We start from the raw sequence: 23,125 nt of genomic DNA, 5'->3' as shown, positions 1-23,125 counted from the left end.
ATTACACATAAAAGGAGCAAAACACAATGGATAAACAACAATTGTCCAAGGATATTTTGAAGCTTGTTGGTGGCGAAGAGAATATCGATCAAGTCACACACTGTATGACAAGACTCAGATTTAACCTGAATGACAACCAAAAAGCGGACAAAGCGACGCTAAAAAATACACCAGGCGTTATGGGCGTGATGGAGAACGGTGGACAGTTCCAGGTTATCATCGGTAACGATGTGCCTATCGTGTATAACGCACTCGTTGGCAACATGTCCAAATCACCAAACGCAGATAATGCAACCTCAAGCGCTTCAACTGGAGAAAAGAAAAAGAGAAATCCGATAAGTGCGTTGTTCGACTTCATCTCAGGTATGTTTACACCAATCCTGCCTGCGATTACAGGTGCAGGTATGATCAAAGGGATCGTGGCTATCCTTGTCGCACTTGGATGGTTGTCCAATACTAGTTCAACCTATATCATTTTGTCGGCAATTGGTGACGGTGCCTTCTACTTCCTGCCAATCATTCTGGCGATCAGTGCTGCACGTAAGCTGGGTAGTAATATGTATATTGCCGCGGCGCTTGCTGCGGGCATTATGCACCCGACCATTACAGCATTGCTGGCCGATGGTCATAACTCATCCTTTATGGGGATTACAGTCATAGCGGCAACGTATTCTTCTACAGTTATTCCAATTGTTCTGGCCGTTTGGATTGCTTCATATGTAGAGAAAGCCGTTGATCGTGTTATACATGCTTCACTTAAGTTACTCATTGTTCCAACAGTTACCTTGTTAATTATGGTTCCACTGACGTTGATGACAGTAGGTCCATTGGGTACGGTTCTTGGTAATGGTTTGTCCGGTGGTATTTCATGGTTGTTCGATAACATGTCCATCTTCGCAAGTATCCTGATTGGTGGTACGATGTCACTGCTGATCATTACAGGTATGCACTATGCGTTGCTACCAATCGTTGTTGGTTCAATGACAACACTGGGTTACGACTTTATTATTCCACTGATGTTTGCAGCTAACTTGGCACAAGGTGGTGCAGCATTTGGTGTAGGTCTCAGATCGAGAAATAGCAAAACCAAATCCCTGGCCTATTCCACAGGTCTTACGGCTATTATGGGGATCACGGAACCAGCGATGTATGGTATCAACATGAAGTTCAAAAAACCATTTATCGCAGCTCTCAGCGGGGGTGCTATTGCTGGTGCATTCATGGGAATCTTCAATGTTAAATCGTATGTTATTACAGGACTTGCAGGTCTGCCGAGTATTGCGGCATTTGTCAGTCCAGCAATTAGCACATTGATTTATGCTTTGGTTGGTGGTTTGATTGCCATCGTAGCGGCAGCAATCATTACGTATATCTTGGGCTTCCAAGAAGAAAATGCATCGGAGCCAGTAGCTGCACCAGCAGCAGAGCCGGCAACAGCAGTAGCAACAACTTCTGCTGCTGTAACTGAAGAAGCAAAAGCACAAGATGAGCAAGTATTCAGCCCGATCACAGGTGAAGTTAAACCGCTGAGCGAAGTGCCAGACCCTGCGTTCTCTGAAGAGATTATGGGTAAAGGATTCGCGATTCAACCATCTGAAGGTCGCGTCGTATCTCCGATCAACGGAACCGTGTTCTCGTTATCGAAGAGTGGACATGCCATTGGTCTGGTAAGTGATACAGGCGCAGAGATGTTGATTCATATCGGGATTGATACCGTGAAGCTGAAAGGTCAATTCTTCTCTCCTAAAGTTCAAGCAGGTGCGAAGGTTGCTGTAGGTGATGTACTGATGGAGTTTGACCGGGAACAGATCGAAAAAGCCGGTTACACAACGATTACACCAGTCATTATTACAAATATGCATCAGTATGAGTCGATTGAGTCTGCTGGTCGCACTACGATCAAAGAAAAAGACTTGTTGTTCACAGCTAAAGCTTAACCATAAAAATGAAACAGCAGCTTCACTGGAATGTAATCCGGTAAAGCTGCTGTTTTTTTTGCTTATAGCCTTTTACACGGGAAGCATACCCTGCACCAGTTGCACAAAGTGTTGTGCAGGCTTGGACAGATAACGGTTCTGCAGCCAGACCAGCGCCGAACCGACCGTGGAATGCTGATCCTGGATGCGATATACGTGGAATGGGTGCTCGTGATATAGCTGTAGTACCGTGTGAGGCACGATGGAACTGGCGAAGCCGAGTCGGACCAGCTCGAGTAACATATTAATGTCTGAGCACTCACCCATGATGGAGGGGGTAACCTGATGCTCCCGAAACTTGTCCAAAATTAGCTCGAACATACCGAGTCCTTCTGTGCTTGGAAGCAGTAGAGGGATACCTGTAAGCTGCTCAAAATAAGTCCCCATCTCCACTCCTGGTCCCATCTCTGTCGGACTATCGAGCGGTGTTGAAGAAATGTAGAAAAGGGGTTCCTGTGGCAGATGCAGCACCTCATAACGTTCAGTCTGGACAGGCATGCGTACACAGGCAAGTTCAACTTTGCCATCTTCCAGCAATCGGCATAATTGCGCAGATTCATTTTGTTGAATTTTATAGGTAACCTGTGGGTGGGTGGTGCGAAACTGTTGCAGTGTTTGCGGGATCAGGCGATCCGATATGGTATTGATGCCGATGGCGAGTTTGCCCCGTATGCCGTGACGGAAACTTTGCATCTCCATTACAGCTTCCTCCATATATTTGGTCAAGGTAACCGCATAATCATAGAAGCTGAGACCCGCCTGCGTTAATTCCATCATACGTCCTTTGCGTTCAAACAAAATTACGCCAAGCTCTTCCTCCATTAACTTTAGCTGCTGACTTAAGGGTGGCTGAGCCATGTGCAGTCTTCGAGCTGCGGCTGTAATCTGTTTCTCCTCAGCAATGGCAATGAAATAGCGACATTGTTTGATATCCAAGTGGTTGTTCTCCTTCGCCTGCAATGTATATGTAATTCATATGGAAAGGCAACAAAACATGTATTTTTAATATACTACGATCTTATGTTACCATACATTAGATTTGCATACCTGACTAACAGGGTTTGGTTTCTATATGAATATTACTGCATGAGAAAGACCTTGAATTGGAGGATAAAACAACGTGGTTAGAACAATACATGATGCTGCTCAAGCGGGCCATACCGATGAGGTCATTCGATTTATCACACAACAGGGTAACCGGTTGAACGAACGGGATACATTGGGGCGGACACCTCTGCTGGCAGCGGTGCACGGTAACAAGATAGACACGGCAAGGATGTTAGTGGACGCCGGAGCCGACATTAATCTTCGGGATGCACGATTGGACAACCTGCTGTTATACGCGAGTGCTGAGGGTATGTATGACATGGTCGAATTGGCGATTACAGCAGGTGCAGATACGAGGTTAACAAATCGTTTTGGCGGCACAGCTCTTATCCCAGCAGCGGATCGGGGCCATGTGGACATTGTGGAGCTTCTGCTGACACGCAGTGATGTGGATGTGAACCATATCAACAACCTGGGGTGGACAGCCTTGCTGGAAGCGGTCATTTTGGGAGATGGTGGGCCGCGTCAGCAGCAGATTGTTGCCTTGCTTTTACAATATGGTGCAGATCCAAAGATTGCGGATCGGGACGGGATTACACCGCTTGCACATGCGAGCCGGCATCGGTATGCCGAGATGGAACGACTATTAACCCAAGTCTGAAAAGGCTATACATTTATGATACAGAACAGTGAAAGGATATTCCAAACGAATGAACAGACATCAAGAGCATTTTTTACAAAAGAATATGAAGGACGTATCTTCACTGATTTTGGCAGGTATACAGTGGTTTTTCTTCCTGTTTACCAATACCGTTGTTGTTCCGCTATCCATTGGACATAATTTTCATCTGTCTCCGGATGCCATCGCTACCTCCATGCAGCACGCATTTATCCTTACCGGAGCAGTGTGTATTCTTCAAGCCGTATTTGGTCATCGATATGCGATTATGGATGGTCCGTCAGGGTTATGGTGGGGATTGACGCTAAGTTTGACGGTATCTGCTTCATCGGCCGGTATGAGTCTGGAGCGTATTGGCGGTGGACTGGCTGCAGGTTTTTTGTTAGCGGGATTAACGATGGTGATTCTGGGCTGGCTGGGAGCGGCGCAAGTGCTGCAAAAGCTGTTTACACCCATGGTGAAGAGTGCCATGTTGTTTCTAATGACGATTCAATTAACCATGAATTTTTTCAAAGGTATGATTGGATATACGGAGTTTGGCCGCTTCAATCTGCCTGTTGCCGCATTGTCCGTTGTCATTGCATTTTTGGTGGCATGGATTCAATTAAAGGGTAGGGGGAAACTGGGGAACTACGCGATCCTGATTGGGATTGTGGCAGGCTGGATCGCTTATAGTCTATTGTTTCCTGGACAACATAGCGGACAGCCGAATCAGGCCCCGGCTGGTCTCGAACTGTTTCCGTGGGGAGCGCCCAGATGGGAACCGGGTATTGTCATTACTGCATTTTTCGTGGGACTGGTGAACATGACGAATTCGATCACCACATTAAGCACAGTTGAGAAACTATACCGGACAGAAACAACAAGTCGTCAGTATAGGCATTCCTATGCGCTAACGGGTCTGTTCACGATGTTGTCAGCCTGTGTAGGTGTGCTGCCCTTTGGTTTATTTGCATCATCGATCGGGTTCCTGGAGAGTACTCGCATTCTGCGTCGTGCTGCCTTGATAATTGGAGCGGGGATGTTATGTGTGATAGGTCTTACACCTTCAGTGACAGCATTTTTTGCACAAATACCACCAAGCGTCGGCAGTGCGGTTTTGTTTGTGGCTTATCTTCAGATGTTCGGCACGGCACTAAGAACGCTTGAAGGTACAACGTTTAATTCTAAAACGATCTATCGTGTAGCGCTGCCGGTCCTCACGGGAGTTGCGGTCATGAATATTCCTGCTGAGGCCTTTCAAACTTTGCCCATGTACCTCATTCCGATCATAAGTAATGGTCTCGTCATTGGGGTATTGGTCTCGCTGGTTCTTGAAAAAACCGTGAACTGGTCCAAAATGGAACAACCAGCGACAGTTAGTAAAGCGGCATAAAGAGTTTCACTTGCGACAGTCCAATTTGATTGGGCTGTTTTTTTGTTTTTTGTTATCAGGCTATATGGCTATTTCACGATAATTTTGCCTTGTCCTGCAAGCATTCGCATCTCTCTAGATAGACGGTCCTGGTTCCCATCCTGCATTTCGAGTTGAACACCATAGTGCCATGAGGTATTTTTTTCTTGACCCCAACGGAGAGTGCCTTCCATATATAGAGGGTCTTCAAAGAGCAGCATATTCATTCCAATCCGAATATCGTTATTCTCTACAGGAAGGGATAGCGGAAATGACAGCTGACAGCCGGATCGACTGATATCGCAGAGTTCGGCCTGAATGGGTTTGGCTGGTGCGTTAACCCCGTTGATGCTGAGAATATAGATCTCAAAGTGGATCGGTTCCTTCAATGTGTAGCGAAAGGGTTCTTTTCTATTGTTAATTGACATGGCTTGGCTTCCTCCATCAGGTTCAAAAAAAGTCAGTTATGCTTATATCGACCATTTGGAGCGAGAAATGAAGAGTTGCGCAAGCAGAGATGGTCCATGGGTTCCTTTTACACGTGTATCAGGCTTGATATAATGATGGAATATATTTCTGAGGTCAGACCTGGATCAGGCAGAAGGGACGGATGAATATGAGAGGAACATTTCAAATGGTTACAGATACGGCAACATTGTGCCTGTATGATCTGGCAGCGTTAAAACATCGGCTTGAGGATACTTCGGACTGGTGGTCTATTCCAGTGGATGAGCTGGCTGAGGTGAATGCAGGTCATTGTCTGTTCTTGAATCTGGGTGCGGATGGAGTGTATGAGGTGGGATGGAGCCTGGAGGATGTAGAGGAGGATTCAGATCCAGATCACGCAGCGGAACGGGAAAAGGTGTATCATCTGCAAGTTCCGTCTGGGCACGTCTATCTGGGAGCGGCGGATGATGTCACTGGCGGTGAATTGGAGCCGGATGAGACGTGTGAAGGGGTTCTGTTTCAGTTAAAACCCGGAAATTATGCTTGTATCGTCTCCAGAGAAGCCAGTCGGATCACCATTGTCATGACACCAAGTATTCAGGGAAATAACACGCTGGATGAATTAATCCGGATATAGTGTACATATACGAACAGGAGGGATTCATATGCAGGAATGGAACGAGATAACGATGATGAATGCAGATGCCCTGCGTAAACGGATGAGAATACTCGCTGCTTTGGATATCATTTTTTCGGAGGAAGAATGGCTACGCGTTCATCATTATGAAGATAAAATTCAGCCAGGTCTGGCATGGGGAAACATCAATAACGGCGCAGGTGATCATCTGCATGTCTTGTTTACGAACTCAGGCACGTTGATCAAAGGATTTGATCATGAGTCACCCTTGAGCCCACATGCTCGTGAGGACGGAGAAATCTATCCGGGCATGTACGATGAAGTGCCGGAGGCCTTGATGGCTGTACTGCGAGATCATGAGGAAACGTTGGATATGGAGGATGTGACCTTTTGCCTATGGCAGGAAGGGAACGACTTGCCATGGAAGGTTGGTAACTGGATTCAGCTGGCGATGGCCAAGGAAGACAAAGCGGACGCCAGAGGTGGCGCAGAATTTTTACTGGGATATTTGGAAAAAAACTCGGAAGATTACGCTGATTGGGCCAAAGGGTACTATGACTTGCCGGATCTGCCGTTGGAAGCCGTAGCTGAAGTATATGAAGGAAAACCGGTGACCGCCAGACTGATTAAGCAGTTGTGTCCTGAGCGAGATGTGGCAGCCACACTGGGTGAGTTGCAGCAACGCGGGTACCCCGTCGAACAAACTTAACAGAGTAAAGAAGGGAGGTAGGGAAGCCATGTACAAAGTGCAACTGGAGCGTATGCGTGAAAAGTTGATCACTCTCCGAAGTCTGGACCCGGATCTGGAGCTGTTTGGTGCAGAAAACCATGAATATGAAATGGCACCTGTATGGACGCAGGAGGATATTACGCAATTTGAACAGAAATGGCGAATTGAGTTGCCGGAGGACTATAAGGTATGGCTTCTTCATATGGGAACGGGTGGTACAGGACCTTATTATGGTCTGGAAAACCCGGATGACGGCGTATACGCTGTGCTGGGTTATAACGATGAGCTGAACGCGGTCTCGGACCCTTTCCAATTCACGGAAGCATGGAACTGGAACTATGACTGGTTCGATGACAGCAAGGAAGAAGAGGAATGGGAAGCGCTGGAACATGAATATTTTGATCCAAAATGGTCGGCAGGCATGCTGCGCATCAGTGATTTTGGCTGTGGCATCTCCATGAATCTGATTGTTAAGGGAGCCTCCTACGGAGAGATCTGGGTTGATGACCGGGCTAACCGCAATGGAATCTATCCTGATCAGTATTGGGGCAATACGAATCGATTACATTTTCTGGACTGGTACGAGTTGTGGTTGAATCGTTCGATCCATCAAATGCATGAACAAAAGCAACAATCTGGAGCGAACGAAGTCTGAAGGAGGTTGTACATATGGGCTGGGAATATGGGATTAGAACAACGGAGCCTGCGATTTTACCTGAAGTCGTGAAGCGTTTGGCAAATTCATTAAAATTTACCGAAGTGTATAGTTTGGAACACCAAGCCAACGGCTTTGTATTGAAACGTGAAGATCCTTCCTGGCCTAGAGCACTTGAAGTGTGGATAGAAGAGGCTTCCGGGTTTGAAGAGATTGTGGATGGGGATTCGTATATATACTGTTTGTTTCATATCTGGGGTGAAGAGGCGCGGAGCTGGATGCATCAGATGGAGCAAGAAACCAGGCGGGTTGATGGTGGTTTAATCTGGTTTGAACTCTGATCGGTAGAAGATTTGCCTGAAACAGGAGGAACATATATGGCTAAAAAATCAAAGAGAACAATTCCTGCGCTCATATATCAATATCAAGGTCCACAGCGAAATGTGGGTTTTGTTTTATCCCCTTTATACATAGAAGACTCGGTTGAAGTAGAGATGGAAGACATGCTGTTCATATATAATGAAGACTTTGACTATATTCGTCCTGCATTGGATCGTGTATTTCCCTTAACTGACCCACGAACTGGAGAAGAGATGAAGGCTCTTGATCCCTGCTGGGAGAATCCGATTACGAAGGAAGTGTGGGTGGAAATTATATCAGAGCTGGATCAACAGGTGGTTGCAGAGCCAGAATTACGGAATTTTTTGAATCAGTTCACAGCTTGGGTGAGAAATCATCTGCAATTGGCTGACGGGATCGAAGTTACCGGCAATTTGTAAGTTAGTTGATCTTGGATTGTTCATTTGTGTACGTAATTCAGTATATCAGCGGCCGAAGTGCTATGTAATCAAGCTCCCTCATGATGATGGCGGAGCTTTTTTTGATGAATAAATATTAAAAACCGTTTGCTTCACTCACCCGTCTTATACCACAGAAAGAGAGAGAAGGAGGGATGCGGGGTGGAAACAAAAGCAGAGATAAACCAGAGGATCTATGTGCAGACCGAAGACGAGACGGCATTTGTGCAATCTATTATGGAACATCAAGATACGCTCATTTCTATTGCCTATAGCTACCTGCGTAACCGGCAAGATGCGCTGGAAGCTGTGCAGGAGATGACGTGCCGGGCTTGGATCAAACGTCGTACGCTGAATAATGAGAAGGCGTTCAAGTCGTGGATCATTCGGATTCTCATCTATGTCTGCATCGATGAACAGAGGCGCCGCAAGCGGGCGACACCTCTGGCGAAGGAGGATATGGAGGACAGCATTCCGGCATCTTGGATGATTAGTGTTGACGATAATCGAATCGCTATGGAATCTCTTTTGCAAAAGGTGAAACCGAAATATCGCCATGTACTACTGCTGAAATATTATAACGACATGACACTGACGGATATTGCCTCGATCCTTGGCAAACCAGAAGGGACGATCAAGACCTGGCAGCACAAGGGACTCCAGCAGTTGCGCAAGTTGATGAAGAACAGGAGGGATTGGCATGACCACTAACCCGGAGGAGAAAGCACTTCTTGCAGACGCATATCAGGTGAAAAGAGAGAAACAGCAGTGGAATCCGGCGGACACGACTGCTGCGATTCAACGTGGTATCGCAAAGGCCAGAACAAGACGATCAGGTAGGATCGTTCGTGTCAAATGGATTACGGCAGTGCTGGTCACGGTCCTTGCTGCAGGTTGGTTTCTTACGGGCCCGCTTGGAAACTATGGGCAACAACCGGCAACATATACTGAGCCTGTCACCCATTGGGGTGTACTAGAGCCCTTTCGTGGCCTGCTAACTTCGGATATGGATAGTGCCACGATTACTTCAACGCTAAATCATGATTATGTGCAACTCGTGGATCGGACGGTTACATCGGGCATATATCAGTTTACCGTGAATGCGGTTCTGGCAGATGAGAACAGGATAACGGTATTGTATACCGCCAGAACGGATGCTTCGCAAGAGATTTATTCGATAGTCAATACCAAGATGACGGATGCAAGAACAGGTTATGTCCTTGATAACGGAAATATAGGAGGTATGCATTTTTCGAAGGATAAGCATACCATTTATGGCCGGAATACAATTGAGCGTAATCGAAATAAACCGCTCCCTGAGCAAGTGAATCTTCAGTTCCAGCTTTCTTCCGTTGTTCCAGATGTGGTGGGAAATTCAGAAAAAGGGGAAAAGGAACGGAAATATAAATATTCCAAAAAAATGAATCTTTCTTTTGCACTGGATCCCAAATTCTCTATCCCCAAAACGGAAATCATCAACGTTAATCGGACCTTTACCGTTGGAGGCTATGAGGTCTTATTGTCGGAGGTGGAGATGTCTCCGCTAGTAACGCGGGTCAAATTTGTCCATGCACCTGATCAAGAGATGGACTACAAAACGAAGTTGTCGCTCAACGAGATCGTTTGGCCTATCGAAATCATTTCGATCTCCAGGAATGGGAAGCAGACCAAGTTATCCATGGTAGGCGGGAGCGGAACGGAAGATGGAATGATGTATTCTTTCAGTAGCAATCTGTTGGACCATCCGGAGTCCATGGTATTAAAACTTCGTGGTAAACCAGATAAGGTCTATGATGATTTGCAGGAAGCCAAGAAGGATGAACTGGAAATCAAAATCAAATAAGATGAACTAACTGGCAATACTCTTATTCAGATTAGGTGAATGTTAGTGAAAGCAGAGAAGGGATGTCCCTCAAGGATGTAAGCCTTGTGAGACATCCCTTCTTAGGTATGAAAAACCGCTGATCTTATACAGTTAAAATATCTACTCCCAGAGCTGGAAGGGTCAACTTCTGATCCAATCTCTCGCTGGTCAACAAGCTGCGATAAGGAACGTCCAGCGTAATCTCTCGTTGCTCATTCGTCAAATTGATCAGAAATAGGAAGTTTTGCTCCCCCTTCGTTCGAATCGACAGCTCGACACCTTCCGGCAGCTGGATTTTGGGCGCCAAATCCTTTTCCTTCAATATGCCTTCAAACAACTGATAGAAATACGATGGCTCCGGCCAAGTGCCGACATAATACACTTCACCTTCACCAAACTTATTGACAGTAACCGCCGGTACACCCTCGTAAAAGTCGTTGTCATACCAGGCGATTGGCTCTGCCCCTCGCAGTTCCAGTAGATCACACCATTGCTTCGCAGCGAATGTCTTGCCCTCAGCGTTCCGTATCCGATGCTCACTGTTGCCGATGGCATCATATTCACTTACGACAACACCCGCCGCTTCACCCAGTAGCCCCGGCAGAGGCAGCATCTCACATACATTCCTCATGTTCTTCACGCCAGTCCGATTGGTAAGAACAACCGTACCACCCTTGGCTGCGAATCGCTCCAGCCGCTGTGCTACTTCTTCACTTAACAGGAAGAGGGAAGGGGCAATGACCAGCTTGTACCCATCGAGCTCCTCAGTCCAGTTGATAACGTCTGTACCGACGCCCATTTTCAGAAATGCATTATGCATAGAGGACAAGTTGTCTAAGTAGTGCATTCCCCCTTCCGCCTGCGGCTGAAGGGAAAGCGCTGTGTGCTGATCATGCGAATGCAGAATCGCAACCTGGGTAACAATGGTTGAGTCGGCGAGCATTTCTCCTAACCGGTTCACCTCGCGAGTAAGCTCAGCAAACTCCCTGAACCTGCGTCCAGGAACATTGCTGTGGTCGATCAGCCCATGCCAGAACTGTTCCGCTCCGACGGTAGCACTCCGCCAGCGGAAATGTACGACCATATCGGCACCGCGAGCGATTGTCTGCCAAGAGCGAGCTCGGATCAGTCCAGGATACGGCGTGCGCTGAATCGGCATCCAGGCGCCCTGCGCTCCGCTGAGCTGTTCCATTACCCAGAAATTCCGACGTTTGATACCGCGAACCAAGTCCAGCGTAAGCGCTCCGTTCCTCGGAAACCGATCGCCATAATCGCGATACAGCTCATTCGGATAATAATCGACAGAGACGAAGTCCAATTCGTTGTGCATATCATAATAGTCCAGGCTATTCGGATATTGCCACATGTTATGCGTCACGAATTGATCTGGACAGTTGCGACGTAAAATCTCAAGCTGCCATCCCAGCAGATAGCCTACGCTGTCAGAACAAAATCGTTTGTACTCCAGAAGATAGGAAGGATTCATCGGTTTGCTGGCACCGAGTGGTGTTGTTACCTCAGCCCAGCTACTGTACTCACCACTCCAGACGACCGTACCCCACTCCCGGTTCAACTCCTCCAGTTTGGAATAACGCTTTTGCAGCCAAGCAACAAATGCACGATTACATGTATCACAATGGCATTCTTGGTAGTGCATCTCGTTATCGATTTGCCAGCCTATGACGGCGGGATGCTTACCATAGCGCTGTGATATCGCTTCCACAAATTTGGAGCCCAGCATTCTCAAGGAAGGGCTGTTGTTGCAACGATGTCCACGCACACCTGGCCGAATGATGTGGCGTTGTTCATCCATGGGCAGCACATCCGGATAACGGGTTGTCATCCAGTTTGGCGGGGTATTGGTGGGGGTGCATAACACAATTTCCATACCACGCGAAGCGAATACTTCTATGGCCGCATCCAGCCATTCAAACTGATAATTCCCCTCAGTCGGTTCCATTCGGCTCCAGGCGAACTCCGCCATTCGCACAACTGCAACCCCTGTCTGTTGCATAAGTATGGCATCTTTCTCCCATAACTCCGGGGTCCATTGCTCTGGATAATAATCAATTCCGATCTTAATTGTCATCCTGTGATCTCCTTTATTTATCAATATATTGCGATTATATGTTATATTAATTCGAGTGAATATCTTAAATAATTAATATGATATAACAATATTAAGATTAGGAGAGTTAGCCGTATGCATCATCCCAATCGTAATTTTCCGGTGTTATCTTCCCGAGACAAGCTGCTCCCTTTTTATTTACTTGGCATCGGCCTGCATCATGAACAGGAGCATATCCGCCGAGACCAAGGCATTGAGGATTATCAGTGGATACAATGCCGCAGCGGTGTGGGTAAGCTCAAGCTCAGTGAAACGGAACATATCGTCAAGCCAGGTATGGGCATGCTGTTATTCCCTGGACAGAAGCACGAATACTATGCGCTATCCGGCAGTTGGGAAGTCGACTGGATCATTTTCGATGGCAACGGGACAGCAAGCTTGTTTGAAACCGTTGGCATTGTCGACACATGCGTATACACGCTTGCACAGCCTGAATACCTTCTATCCCGAATGCGGGAGCTACTACAAGCTGCCTTAACACCACAAGAGCAGACATTAAGCAATTACGCCTGCTCCGCTGTCCTCTATACCTTATTGACAGAGATTATTCAACGCGTATCTGTTGAGGGCAGCGATACTGTCGGACAGCAGTATGAGCGAATAAAGCCGGTTCTGGACTATATTGAACAACATTATGCTGAAGAGATTACTTTGCCAACGCTTGCTGGATTGATCTGTGTTACACCAGAATATTTCTGTCATTTGTTTAAGAAAACGACAGCTATTCGTCCCATCAGCTATGTTAATCAGGTAAGAGTCAACAAGAGCAAGGAACTGCTGCTCGATAATGTGCAACGCGGGATGGAGGATATCGCTCGTCAAGTCGGTTTCGAATCGGCCAGCTATTATGGAGCCATCTTCAAGAAGCTGGAACGAATCACACCTGGCGCCTTCCGCCGCAGCTATCAGAAGTCGTGACATATTATTATTCGCAAGCGAATGGTTTTTCGTCAGAGGCTTTAGGAACTGATCCAAGGGTGGATCAGTTCCAAGTTGGATCACATAGTACTCGTTAATAGAGCCGCTAATTAGCGGCTCAATTTTGTGTGAACGAATAGCATGGTTTTATGTTTTTTCACTATATCTGATCTGCTGTTGCATAAAAATGATAATTGTTGTCTTTTTGCAATTTTTGTATTGTCACAGCCAAAGTTACACGATATAATCGAGTTGTCTTTGAGGATAATATTATAAAGGATGGTGAAATTTTGAAGAAATTTTCGATGCTTTTACTCGCTGTAACTCTATTGTTGTTAACTGTCTCCACAGCCCCGTCTACATATGGTGCGGCCAGTTATCCAAACACAGGTACGAACGGGTTGACTGGTTTTGCAGGCAGTGCCAAGAATGAAAATGGTGTATCCAAGTCAGCTACGACAGGTGGTAAGAACGGTCAGGTGGTTTACGTTAGTAATCTCAATGACTTGAGAACACATATGGCGGGCTCTACAGCCAAGATTGTCGTTGTTGAACAGAATATTTCTTCCTCTACGCTGCAAAAGGTTGAATTCGGAGCGAACAAGACACTTGTAGGTTCCTTTGGCAAACATACATTAACGAATATTCATTTCAGATCCACAAGCAGTTCAAGCAATGTGATTTTTCAGAATCTGACTTTTGAACACGCTTCCAATATTAATGCCAATGATGATATCCAGATGTATATCACTTCAGGCTCCAATTACTGGATTGATCATGTGACGTTTGCTGGTCACAGCTACAGCTCTGGCGGTAGTGATCTGGACAAACTTCTGTATATTGGTGATCGCGCCGACTATATTACGATTAGCAATTCCAAATTTGCGAACCATAAGTATGGCGTCATCCTCGGTCATCCGAATGATGGTAACAGTAGTTACAATGGCGTACCTCATGTGACGATGTCCAATAATTACTTCGAAAATTTATATGTACGTGGTCCTGGGCTTTTAAGATATGGTTACTTCCATCTCAAAAACAACTATGCAAACAACTTTAATCAGGCCATCACAATTGGTGAAAAAGCACGAATTTATTCTGAAAACAACTACTTTGGTGCTGGCGCTGAAAAGGGTGGCATCCTGGATGACAAAGGAAAAGGTGAGTTTACGGATACGGGCAGTACACCAGCGCTTAATAGTCCGACTTCTCCTAAAACGAACTGGAGACCAAGCTCCAATTATAGTTATCAGGTAGAAAGTGCCAGCTACGCGCGTGAGTTCGTCACCAAGTATGCAGGCTCCTCCAATACGACACTTGTATTCGGAAAGTAAGAGCTTGTCCCGTATATTCGCATTATGCCAAAAAGTCTGTCCTATACGCCAAAACGTATAAGACAGGCTTTTTGTTTATAAAATGATATGCCTACATATCATTTTATAATTCATATTCATTTTAAATGTTGAATACCGATATACATAAAGTAGCGCTGGTTTCATACTTATGAAGTTAATATGTACTATGCTAAGGCGCTGCGTATTTGCGATTTGCACATAAGCAGGACCAAAGACTACTAGATGTAGTACAGAAAGGCCCTACAACTTACATTTAACCTACATAAAAGGACGGGGTATGCATGGATCGTATGGACGAAATTATTTGGAAAAGGAACAAATTAATCGGTATCATTTTGTGGATTATTATTGCCATTGGTATGGGGCTGGCCTTTACGATGCCGAAGTTACTTGTGTCCAATGGAGTAGCTCTGATCTTTGTAGTTTGGATTACATACGCTAATGCGAAAAAGAAACATATTCATCTCATTCCATGGCTGATTACTGTATTACTTACAATATGTGGAGTCTATGTCGGTTGGGGAACGGTCAATTTTGCGTTAAGTTTGGTCATAACCGCAGTTCTACTGCTATTTCCTAACAAGAAATTTTTTGTGGTTGGATTTTCGGTATTACTAGTCAACAGTGTTCTTCAATTATTTGTTATGAATACCGTTGACTCTGTTGAGCTAATAGGTAATATCGTTAATGTGGGACTATTCGCTCTTACGGGGGCCATTCTGATGCTGGTCTCCCAGCTGAATCAAAGGCTCTTCCATGAAAGTGAAGTACGCCAGAATGAGGTGGAGCATTCTAAGCAAAGAGTGGAAACCATGCTGGAGCGTGTGAAGGAATCGGTCGAAGGTCTATCACGTTATACAGATCAATTGAAGCAAAAAGTGAATGCGACTGGCTCTATCACCAATGAAGTGACGCTTGGGTTCAGTGAGGTTGCAAAAGGTGTTGAGTTCCAAGCGACCAGTGTAGCCGAGATCTCGGAATCCTTATCTGTGTCGGATCAGCATATCAAGGACGTTGCTTCGTATTCCCAGCAGATGAAAGACTTGTCCGCAAGTATGGCAACGAGCACGCAAACAGGAAGCACACAGATGGACCAGCTGAACATCCAGATGCAAGATCTATATGAGATAATCGATACAACTGCAAATGACATGCGAAAGTTCAACGAGGAAAGTGAATCCATGACGCTTATGCTGAACAGCATAGCGGATATTGCGAGTCAGACCAACCTGCTCGCGCTTAATGCAGCCATTGAAGCCGCTCGTGCGGGTGAGCATGGACGCGGGTTTGCCGTTGTATCAGAGGAAGTGCGCAAGTTGGCAGAGAACTCGGGTCAGTCCGCAAGTGATATCGGAACCATCCTGTCTCGATTAAAAGGACAAACGCAGGCACTGACAGATCGATTCGAACGTATTCGTCTATCGTTACAACAAGGAAGAGATAGCGTCCATACGGCAGAGGAAGTATTCCGTACGATCAACAGCAACTCTCAGCATGTGTTGAATCAAGCGACAGATATCGAGACTAGTTCGGCGACCATGAAGGAATCTTCCACCAGAGTTGTGAATGAGGTTTCCGAGATTTCGAGTGTAACGGAGCAATCCAGTGCAGCGACAGAAGAGATTCTGGCGAGCATGGAAGAACAACGTAACCTGACACAGAAGATGGTAGAGAGCTTTGGAGAATTGGAGCAACTGATTGTGGACCTGAATGAGTTAGTCTCGGATCATCAGGCTTCTTCCGTTGAGAATAAATTTTAATATTAATAGTTGAGGGCCTGTTGGTACGTATTTAGCGTACTAGACGGGCTTTTTTCATCTGGAATACAGCTTGATGCCGACATTTTTTTCCTATACAGTGATGTGTAGAGTATGAAGAGCGTAGAACTGAAACTGTAAATGGTAGTTAAAAGAAGATGTAACCTCATGGGGGAGTAGAAGGTTGAAGGATAAAGGAATGAAAGATAGATTGGACTGTGATGACAGTACATATGAGGTTAAGAATGATAATAGGGCTACACGCGTACGTTTTTATGATCAGCAATCGTTCAAAGACATGGACTGGCCCGATACGGAGGATGGCAGATATGCCAGAGTCTATCTGGAACCTATGATGCTGGACGGGACCCAAAGCTTTATGTCCAACGTGGAAACGACATTGTTGCTCGCACGAATTGATGATCTCGTTATTCCGCTGACGGTGAATGATACAGAGTATGATAATGCTTACGTTTGTTCGCCATATACGCATTATGTGAGTTACGCCAAGCAGGAATTGACCATGTTGCAGAAGCCTGTGTTGGAAAAAGGTCTTTCTGTGCTGCTCAGTCTAATAGGTTGGGGAATGAAGCAATCACAGATCAACAAAGTTGTGCATGTGAACAACTGGTTGTTGTCCACCAATCTGTATCCAGCCATGTCCGGTGAACAGGCGGAATGTTTGCTCGCATCGGTACAAGAGCGATACCCTGAGCATGTCATTGTGTTTCGCTCCTTGTGTCCAGGACTTCATCCCGATCTGACGGCGAGGCTAACGGAAGCGGGCTGCCGATTAATTCCGAGCCGACAAATCTACCTGTACCAAGCGCATGATCCGAATTTTGGCAACTCGAAGTCACGCTGGCTGTTGAAGCGGGATTACGAATTATTGGGCAAGCATGGATACGAATTCGTTTCCGAATCAGATATGACGGATGCAGATATTCCGCGAATCGCGGAGTTGTACAAGCTGTTATACCTTGAAAAGTACTCCTATCACAATCCGCAATTCACTGAGCGGTTCATTGCTGTTGCGATGGCATCAGGAACACTCAGACTCTACGGACTGCGGAAGAAAGGGTGCCTGGACGCGGTGATGGGTTATTTCTGCCGAAATGGAATCATGACAACGCCGCTGTTTGGTTACGACACAGCGGTGCCCCAATCCGTCGGACTATACCGCATGTTATCAGCTTGTCTGATCGGACAGGCTCGCGAGAACGGCCATCTGTTACATGAGAGCGCCGGGGCTGCGCAGTTCAAGCGCAATCGCGGTGCTGTGGCGGATTTTGAATATTCGGCTGTGTATGAGCGCCACCTTCCATGGGGCAGACGCTGGTGCTGGCTGCTACTTGATTGGTTGTTGAATCGCGTAGGTGTACCGCTGATGCGCCGCATGAAGCTGTAAACAGACAAAAAACGTGCTTGCGCTGCCCGATGTAGGTGTGAGCTTGCATCTGATTTGACTGCACACTTGCACACACAACTGATCATCGTGATACGCACAATTATGTGCTCTCGCCTAATTAGACATGCTCTGCGAGTTGTACCTCGAAGCCATCTGGATCTGTAATGTAAATAAACCGCAGATGCGGATTGGGCTGGATGGGGCCACGCACAATCGGAATATTCAGCTCTGCCAATCGTTCCATGGCTTCATCCAGCGAGTTCACCTCATAGCCGATCGACACGCCGGCCTCTGGTTTAAGAATGGATTCACTGCCCTCAATCAGTTCCAGCTTGGCTTCATTCTCCATGCCCAGCATGGCAATCTGTCGTCCACGGCTTTCGAATCTGCGCTGAATGGGAAGTCCGAGCATGTTGTGGTAGAACCCGAGCGAAGCTTCCAAATTACTGACCCTCAGCGTGATCCAGTTTAATTTGATCAACATGGGTGAATCTCTCCTTTTGTTTTGCATGATATGTATTTTTGTTACGTTCATTATACGATAGGCGCTAGCAGGAACCTACTCCTTAATAATAAACAGTAAAATAGCTGCCGAAATATTCGGCAGCCAAATGGTGTAATCTCCTGTAGTCCTAGTAGTTCTAACGAATTATTGAATCAGATCAACGGCCGTTTGTGGTACAAATGCATCTACACCGTTATACACAATGACACCCTCCAAAGTTGTTTTTTTGCCGTTCACCAGTGCAATATTTTTGTAGATTTGCAGTTCCAGTTTGGTGTTACCTTTTGTTATGAGGATCTTCGGATTTTTGGCGTCCGTCAAGTCCAGTTTGTATGTCGCGCCTTTGGCTGTAAATGCCTGTTTGGCAGGTACAAACAATTGTTTGCTCACGCTGTCGAGATCCAGATCCAGTACTCGTGCCATATATTTGGCGACATCCGTGTTATCAATCACACCGAATGGACGGTCATTGTTCGGAGCATACGTGTACAGCACAACATCTCCACCTGTATGACCACCGGTTGTCCAGCCAATCCCTGCGCGTTTGCTGATCATTGGACCGATTGCATAGTTAAGACTGCCCGGCTCGGCCGCTTTAATGGTGGCAATCTCCTCGGAAGTCAGGTCCGTAATGCCATAGTATTGTTTCATCACTGCTTTGATGTTTGTACGCTTGGCATTCAGCTTCGCTTCAACGCCCTCGCCTGTCAGTTTGGCCTTTTTCAAAGGTCCGATAAATGTGGACAACGGCTCTTTATCGTATGTGCCGCTAGTTGCGTTGTTACCAATGGTGAGTCCACCATTGCCGTGGTCCGTAACAGCCACAACGGCAGTCTCTCCATCGGCTTTGGCAAAATCCATGGCTACCTTTACGGCATCATCAAAAGCCAGCACGTCACTGATAATACCAATCGGATCATTGGCATGAGCTGCCCAGTCCACTTTACTGCCTTCGACCATCAGGAAAAAGCCGTCTTTGTCTTTGGACAAAACTTCAATGGCTTTGGATGTCATCTCGGCAAGGCTTGGCTGCTTCGCAGGATCACGGTCCATATTATAAGCCATGCCTGCGGGTGCAAACATACCCCACAGCTTGTTCGAATCGGATGCTTTCATTGCAGCTGGTGTAGTGACGTAATCGTAACCCAGTGCCTTGATGGACGAAATCAGATTCTCGCCGTCTTTACGTCCGGCTGGCTCAAGATATTTGCTACCTCCACCCAATACAACATCCATGCCATTGTAGACTTGCTGTTTGCTGAGTGCATCATAGTTTTTACGGTCCGGATAGTGAGAGGAGAAGTCCGCTGGTGTGGCGTGCATAATCTCGGATGTAGCGATAATGCCAGTTGCTTTACCCGCCAGTTTGGAAGCTTCCAGTACAGAAGCGATCGGTTTTCTTTCGTCTCCAGGCGCAATCGCCTTTTGCCCTGGCATGGTAGCCTTGTCCGGCAGTACACCGACAAATCCGGTATGAGATTTATAACCTGTAGCAAAAGCAGTTCCGGCAGGGGCCGAGTCCGCAATCGGCGCATCGGCGGAGTGTGTCCGAACCATGCCGCTTGCCATGGAGTCCAGTGTCAGGGACGAGCCCTTATACCAGCGAGCCAGAGCGGTAGCATCGTTAGCCATACCGTCAGGAATCAGAATAATCACATTTTTAATCGGTGATGCAGATGTCGTTGAGGTGGTGTCTTCCACAGCCCACGCTGCACTGCTACCTCCGAGTGTAGCCGTAATAATTGTTGTCACCGCGAGCATCATTTTGGCTGCACGGACATTAAACCGGTTTAACATGAATGCATCCTCCTAGAATATATGTATAGTTTGGTATCCCAAACCAAGTGTATACAACAATTGCTAAACTAACGTATGAAATGGATTAACTATATGTAAAATTTACGATTAGTGAAGGATGCTGGAATTCAGGTGAACTGGACAAAAAGAGGAGTCGACGAATTAAGAGACAGTATTTATAGATCATCATGTTGTAAGTTGAGTTTAAACCCGCATGAGAACGCAGTTTTTTAATGTTACCCTGTCAAAGATCATATATTGACGATTAAAAAAAGATATTGCGAACGCTTACATTATGTGCTAACATCACCATAACAACAGGATTGTAACCGTGTTTAGGGCAATACCTGTGTCAGTTCATTCGTTGGTTGTTTGTTCATCAAACGATTGATTGCGTTTACATTTTCATATGGAATGAACCTCATTCCTCAGGGTTGTTACTGATTGCAGGCAAAACCTGAATTGAGGGCAGTAGACCACGCTAAAGCGATGTCTGTTTGCCTTCGGTTCAGGTTTTTTTATATAAAAAATGCCTGATGGCATGACCGCAAGCGCCGTAGCAGATATTTCGAGCAGAAAGGAGCGCAGCAGATTTAATTTTTTCATAAATAGAGATATAGACTCATCCAGACATTGGAATACTGATTCTTAGATACGCAACTCAAATGGACATTCCAATGCACTTATCCCATCACACACTATTCGACAGCGAGGAGATTTATGACATGAAAACCATTAAACGTTCGATTGCTGTAGCAACCATTCTGGGGTTATGTGTATCCGCTCTACCAGCTTATGCAGCAGGCAATACAGGACCTTCTTCTTCAGCAGCGATGGACAAGCTGATCCAATCCGAGCTTATTCGCGGTAGCGGTCAAGGTGTTAATGCAGCTTATCTAAACAAAAAGGCAACACGTATTCAGGCCGCAGTACTTTACTTGCGTTTGTCCGGATTGGAGAAAGAAGCACTCGCTTATCAGGGATCGGAAACGTATGACGATGCGGCTCAGGCAGGCAAAGTATTACAACCGGTCGTTGGTTACTTGAAGCAGCATCCGTATGTGTCTGAGATCGTAACAGGAACGGAGAAGTTTGAACCTAATGCACCCCTTACAGCGGAAGGTTATGCCGAAATGCTGCTGAAGGTGCTTGGATATGAAGCAGGTACGGATTATGAGCAGGGATCGGCTTCCACCTATGCGGCTGGGAAAGGAATCATGGCGCTTCAAGGGAAGGGAGCGAGTCAACTTACCAACCGCCTAATGGCAGAGGCAACCGCACAGGCTTTGCAGATACAGCTCAAGAATGGCAGTGGAACTTTGGAGCAGAACTGGTTGAAACATAAAGAAGCTGGAGCGTTCAAACCTCAAACGGTGCAACAGACCAAGTATGGCACAATTGATGGCAAAACCTATGAGCAATATGGCACGCTCGGTTGGCTTGGTGTTCCTTACGCGGCACCTCCGGTAGGGGAACTGCGCTGGAAAGCCCCGCAAGAACCGGAATCATGGACAGGAACCAGATCGGCTAAGGAATTTGCAGCGAACAGCTTGCAGATCTCCGGCAAGACTACAGCGGGAAGCGAAGATTCGTTGTATCTTAATATCTGGCGTCCCGACACAACCAGTTCGAAACTTCCGGTTATGGTGTTCCTGCACGGCGGCGGGAATATGACCGGATCAGGTAAAGATTTTCAAGGTGAACAGCTTGCACGGAGCACCAACAGCATTATCATCTCAGTGAATTACCGTTTGGGAGCCCTTGGATTCTTCGAGAATGCAGCGCTGAAAACAGGGAATGCCCTGGATGACTCAGGTAACTATGGTCTGCTTGACGCATTCCGTGCATTGGAGTGGGTACAGGATAATATCGAAGGTTTTGGCGGAGATACAGGCAATGTTACATTGGCCGGACAATCTGCTGGTGCACGTGATGTACTGGCAACGCTGATCTCGCCACTTAGCAAAGGTTTGTATCAAAAAGCAGTTGCTTTCAGCGGAGGATTGACGACAGCATCACCGGAAGAAGGCGAGCAAAAATCCGAGGATGTACTTGTGAAGCTACTCGTGCAAGAGGGGAAAGCGGCTAATGCAGAAGAAGCAAAAGCATGGATTGGCAAGCAATCTCAGGCACAGCTGGAGAGCTATTTGCGTGAACTGCCTGCGGACAAGCTGGTCACAGCGTTTGGTGCAACCGCAATCCGTATGGACCCATTCCCGCATCTGTTCCGTGATGGCACAGTGATTCCAAAAGAAGGATTTGACGCCATCAATAATGGCAATTATAAAAAAGTACCTGTATTGCTCGGCAGCTTGGAAACGGAGTTCTCCGGTTTTGCCTTCGGTGATCCAAACTTCTCTCCGTCGATTACGGATGAGACTCTGTTTACTGATAAAACCAAGGCGGAACAATATGCTGCTGCGTTGAAATATGGTAGCGAAGCTTATGCAGGCTTTAATGCAGAGCGTGTAGCGGAGCAATTGACGAGTGAAGCAGGTCAACCACCAGTATATGCGTATCGTTTTGCATGGGGCACACAACCTGGAGTCATCTCTGAGCGTTTGCTCACGTTACTGGGCGCACCACATGGTGCGGATATGGACTTCTATACAGGACACGCAGACGGAATTGCTGCTTATTTCCCTGATGGGTACTTTAGCGATACAAACAAACCAGGACGTGATCAGTTGTCCGCCGCGATGGCAGCTTATCTGAAGCAGTTCCTGTACACAGGCAATCCAGGTACGGGTGGATCACCTGATCTAGCGGCATGGACACCTTGGACGAAAGATGCTCAAGCCCCAGTCATGCGTCTGGATGCAAGCAATACAACGGCAGAAATTGGCATGTCCACACAATATAATCAAGGCAAAGACGCCGTTATGGCAAAGATGAAAAAAGAATTGCCTGAAGAAACGTATAAACTGTTGACGGAAAAAGTGTTCGCAGGCCGTTTCTTCTGGGAATAAGGATCATCGGATAGGAAGGTATATATAGATAAATTGAAAGCCAAGGGAGCATGCTCTCTTGGC

General features: G+C 46.5%; 20 protein-coding genes. 15 read left to right on the top strand and 5 right to left on the bottom strand.

What is annotated here, in order from left to right:
* The first annotated feature begins 26 nt into the window (after nt 1-26).
* Nucleotides 27-1,937 (top strand): beta-glucoside-specific PTS transporter subunit IIABC, encoded by a 1,911-nt coding sequence (locus tag MKY01_RS23810; RefSeq protein ID WP_127550063.1) that lies wholly within the window; start codon nt 27-29, stop codon nt 1,935-1,937.
* A 72-nt stretch (nt 1,938-2,009) separates the two neighbouring features.
* On the opposite strand, the gene MKY01_RS23805 is transcribed toward MKY01_RS23810, so the two are convergent.
* Entirely contained in the window at nt 2,010-2,912 is a 903-nt protein-coding gene (locus tag MKY01_RS23805) for a LysR family transcriptional regulator (RefSeq protein ID WP_339283843.1), read from the bottom strand.
* 184 nt (nt 2,913-3,096) lie between these two features.
* Between MKY01_RS23805 and MKY01_RS23800 the strand changes: the two genes are divergently transcribed.
* Both MKY01_RS23800 and MKY01_RS23795 read left to right on the top strand, forming a co-directional pair.
* Entirely contained in the window at nt 3,097-3,684 is a 588-nt protein-coding gene (locus MKY01_RS23800) for an ankyrin repeat domain-containing protein (RefSeq protein WP_127550067.1), read from the top strand.
* A gap of 49 nt (nt 3,685-3,733) precedes the next feature.
* Nucleotides 3,734-5,077: a uracil/xanthine transporter gene (locus MKY01_RS23795; RefSeq protein ID WP_235200860.1), complete on the top strand. Its 1,344-nt coding sequence runs from the start codon at nt 3,734-3,736 to the stop codon at nt 5,075-5,077.
* A 68-nt stretch (nt 5,078-5,145) separates the two neighbouring features.
* On the opposite strand, the gene MKY01_RS23790 is transcribed toward MKY01_RS23795, so the two are convergent.
* Nucleotides 5,146-5,523, bottom strand: a complete 378-nt coding sequence (locus MKY01_RS23790; RefSeq protein WP_036617371.1) for a PilZ domain-containing protein — start codon at nt 5,521-5,523, stop codon at nt 5,146-5,148.
* Nucleotides 5,524-5,711: 188 nt separating this feature from the next.
* On the opposite strand from MKY01_RS23790, the gene MKY01_RS23785 reads away from it, so the two are divergent.
* The 7 genes from MKY01_RS23785 to MKY01_RS23755 all read left to right on the top strand — a co-directional run bounded on the left by MKY01_RS23785 (nt 5,712) and on the right by MKY01_RS23755 (nt 10,204).
* Nucleotides 5,712-6,179, top strand: coding sequence for a DUF6386 family protein (locus MKY01_RS23785; protein WP_339283840.1), 468 nt, complete (start codon nt 5,712-5,714; stop codon nt 6,177-6,179).
* Between the two features lie 28 nt (nt 6,180-6,207).
* Entirely contained in the window at nt 6,208-6,888 is a 681-nt protein-coding gene (locus MKY01_RS23780; RefSeq protein ID WP_339283838.1) for a hypothetical protein, read from the top strand.
* Nucleotides 6,889-6,916: 28 nt separating this feature from the next.
* Complete coding sequence (locus MKY01_RS23775) at nt 6,917-7,564, top strand: SMI1/KNR4 family protein (protein WP_339283836.1); 648 nt, start codon at nt 6,917-6,919, stop codon at nt 7,562-7,564.
* A 14-nt stretch (nt 7,565-7,578) separates the two neighbouring features.
* Nucleotides 7,579-7,905, top strand: coding sequence for a hypothetical protein (locus MKY01_RS23770; protein WP_127550075.1), 327 nt, complete (start codon nt 7,579-7,581; stop codon nt 7,903-7,905).
* A 36-nt stretch (nt 7,906-7,941) separates the two neighbouring features.
* Entirely contained in the window at nt 7,942-8,343 is a 402-nt protein-coding gene (locus tag MKY01_RS23765; RefSeq protein ID WP_127550077.1) for a hypothetical protein, read from the top strand.
* Nucleotides 8,344-8,523: 180 nt separating this feature from the next.
* On the top strand, nt 8,524-9,072 hold the full coding sequence (locus tag MKY01_RS23760; RefSeq protein WP_235431599.1) for a sigma-70 family RNA polymerase sigma factor: 549 nt from the start codon (nt 8,524-8,526) through the stop codon (nt 9,070-9,072).
* Nucleotides 9,062-10,204 (top strand): DUF4179 domain-containing protein, encoded by a 1,143-nt coding sequence (locus MKY01_RS23755; protein WP_339283833.1) that lies wholly within the window; start codon nt 9,062-9,064, stop codon nt 10,202-10,204. Before MKY01_RS23760 ends, MKY01_RS23755 begins: the two co-directional genes overlap by 11 nt.
* A gap of 124 nt (nt 10,205-10,328) precedes the next feature.
* On the opposite strand, the gene MKY01_RS23750 is transcribed toward MKY01_RS23755, so the two are convergent.
* Complete coding sequence (locus MKY01_RS23750; protein WP_339283831.1) at nt 10,329-12,314, bottom strand: beta-galactosidase; 1,986 nt, start codon at nt 12,312-12,314, stop codon at nt 10,329-10,331.
* Nucleotides 12,315-12,428: 114 nt separating this feature from the next.
* Here MKY01_RS23750 and MKY01_RS23745 point away from each other — a divergent pair, with 114 nt between their 5' ends.
* From MKY01_RS23745 to MKY01_RS23730, 4 genes are all read left to right on the top strand, one after another.
* A complete protein-coding gene (locus MKY01_RS23745) occupies nt 12,429-13,271 on the top strand; it encodes an AraC family transcriptional regulator (RefSeq protein ID WP_339283829.1) in 843 nt (280 codons plus the stop codon).
* A gap of 305 nt (nt 13,272-13,576) precedes the next feature.
* Nucleotides 13,577-14,605 (top strand): pectate lyase, encoded by a 1,029-nt coding sequence (locus MKY01_RS23740; protein ID WP_235200863.1) that lies wholly within the window; start codon nt 13,577-13,579, stop codon nt 14,603-14,605.
* 302 nt (nt 14,606-14,907) lie between these two features.
* Nucleotides 14,908-16,386 (top strand): methyl-accepting chemotaxis protein, encoded by a 1,479-nt coding sequence (locus MKY01_RS23735; RefSeq protein ID WP_127550083.1) that lies wholly within the window; start codon nt 14,908-14,910, stop codon nt 16,384-16,386.
* Nucleotides 16,387-16,582: 196 nt separating this feature from the next.
* Nucleotides 16,583-17,791 carry a GNAT family N-acetyltransferase gene (locus tag MKY01_RS23730; protein ID WP_339283826.1) on the top strand — a complete coding sequence of 403 codons (1,209 nt, stop codon included), beginning with the start codon at nt 16,583-16,585 and terminating at the stop codon, nt 17,789-17,791.
* A 118-nt stretch (nt 17,792-17,909) separates the two neighbouring features.
* Here the strand turns inward: MKY01_RS23730 and MKY01_RS23725 are convergent, their stop codons facing one another.
* Together MKY01_RS23725 and MKY01_RS23720 are read right to left on the bottom strand one after the other, a co-directional pair.
* On the bottom strand, nt 17,910-18,275 hold the full coding sequence (locus MKY01_RS23725) for a VOC family protein (RefSeq protein WP_076252789.1): 366 nt from the start codon (nt 18,273-18,275) through the stop codon (nt 17,910-17,912).
* 165 nt (nt 18,276-18,440) lie between these two features.
* A complete protein-coding gene (locus MKY01_RS23720; RefSeq protein WP_339283825.1) occupies nt 18,441-20,093 on the bottom strand; it encodes an alkaline phosphatase in 1,653 nt (550 codons plus the stop codon).
* Between the two features lie 725 nt (nt 20,094-20,818).
* Between MKY01_RS23720 and MKY01_RS23715 the strand changes: the two genes are divergently transcribed.
* On the top strand, nt 20,819-23,062 hold the full coding sequence (locus tag MKY01_RS23715) for a carboxylesterase family protein (protein ID WP_339283823.1): 2,244 nt from the start codon (nt 20,819-20,821) through the stop codon (nt 23,060-23,062).
* Nucleotides 23,063-23,125 lie beyond the last annotated feature (63 nt).

Origin of the sequence: Paenibacillus sp. FSL R5-0486, assembly GCF_037975155.1 — a bacterium.
Taxonomy (GTDB): Bacteria; Bacillota; Bacilli; order Paenibacillales; family Paenibacillaceae; genus Paenibacillus; species Paenibacillus amylolyticus.
The sequence above is the reverse complement of the archived record's forward strand: the minus strand, read 5'-3'. Positions and strand labels throughout refer to the sequence as shown.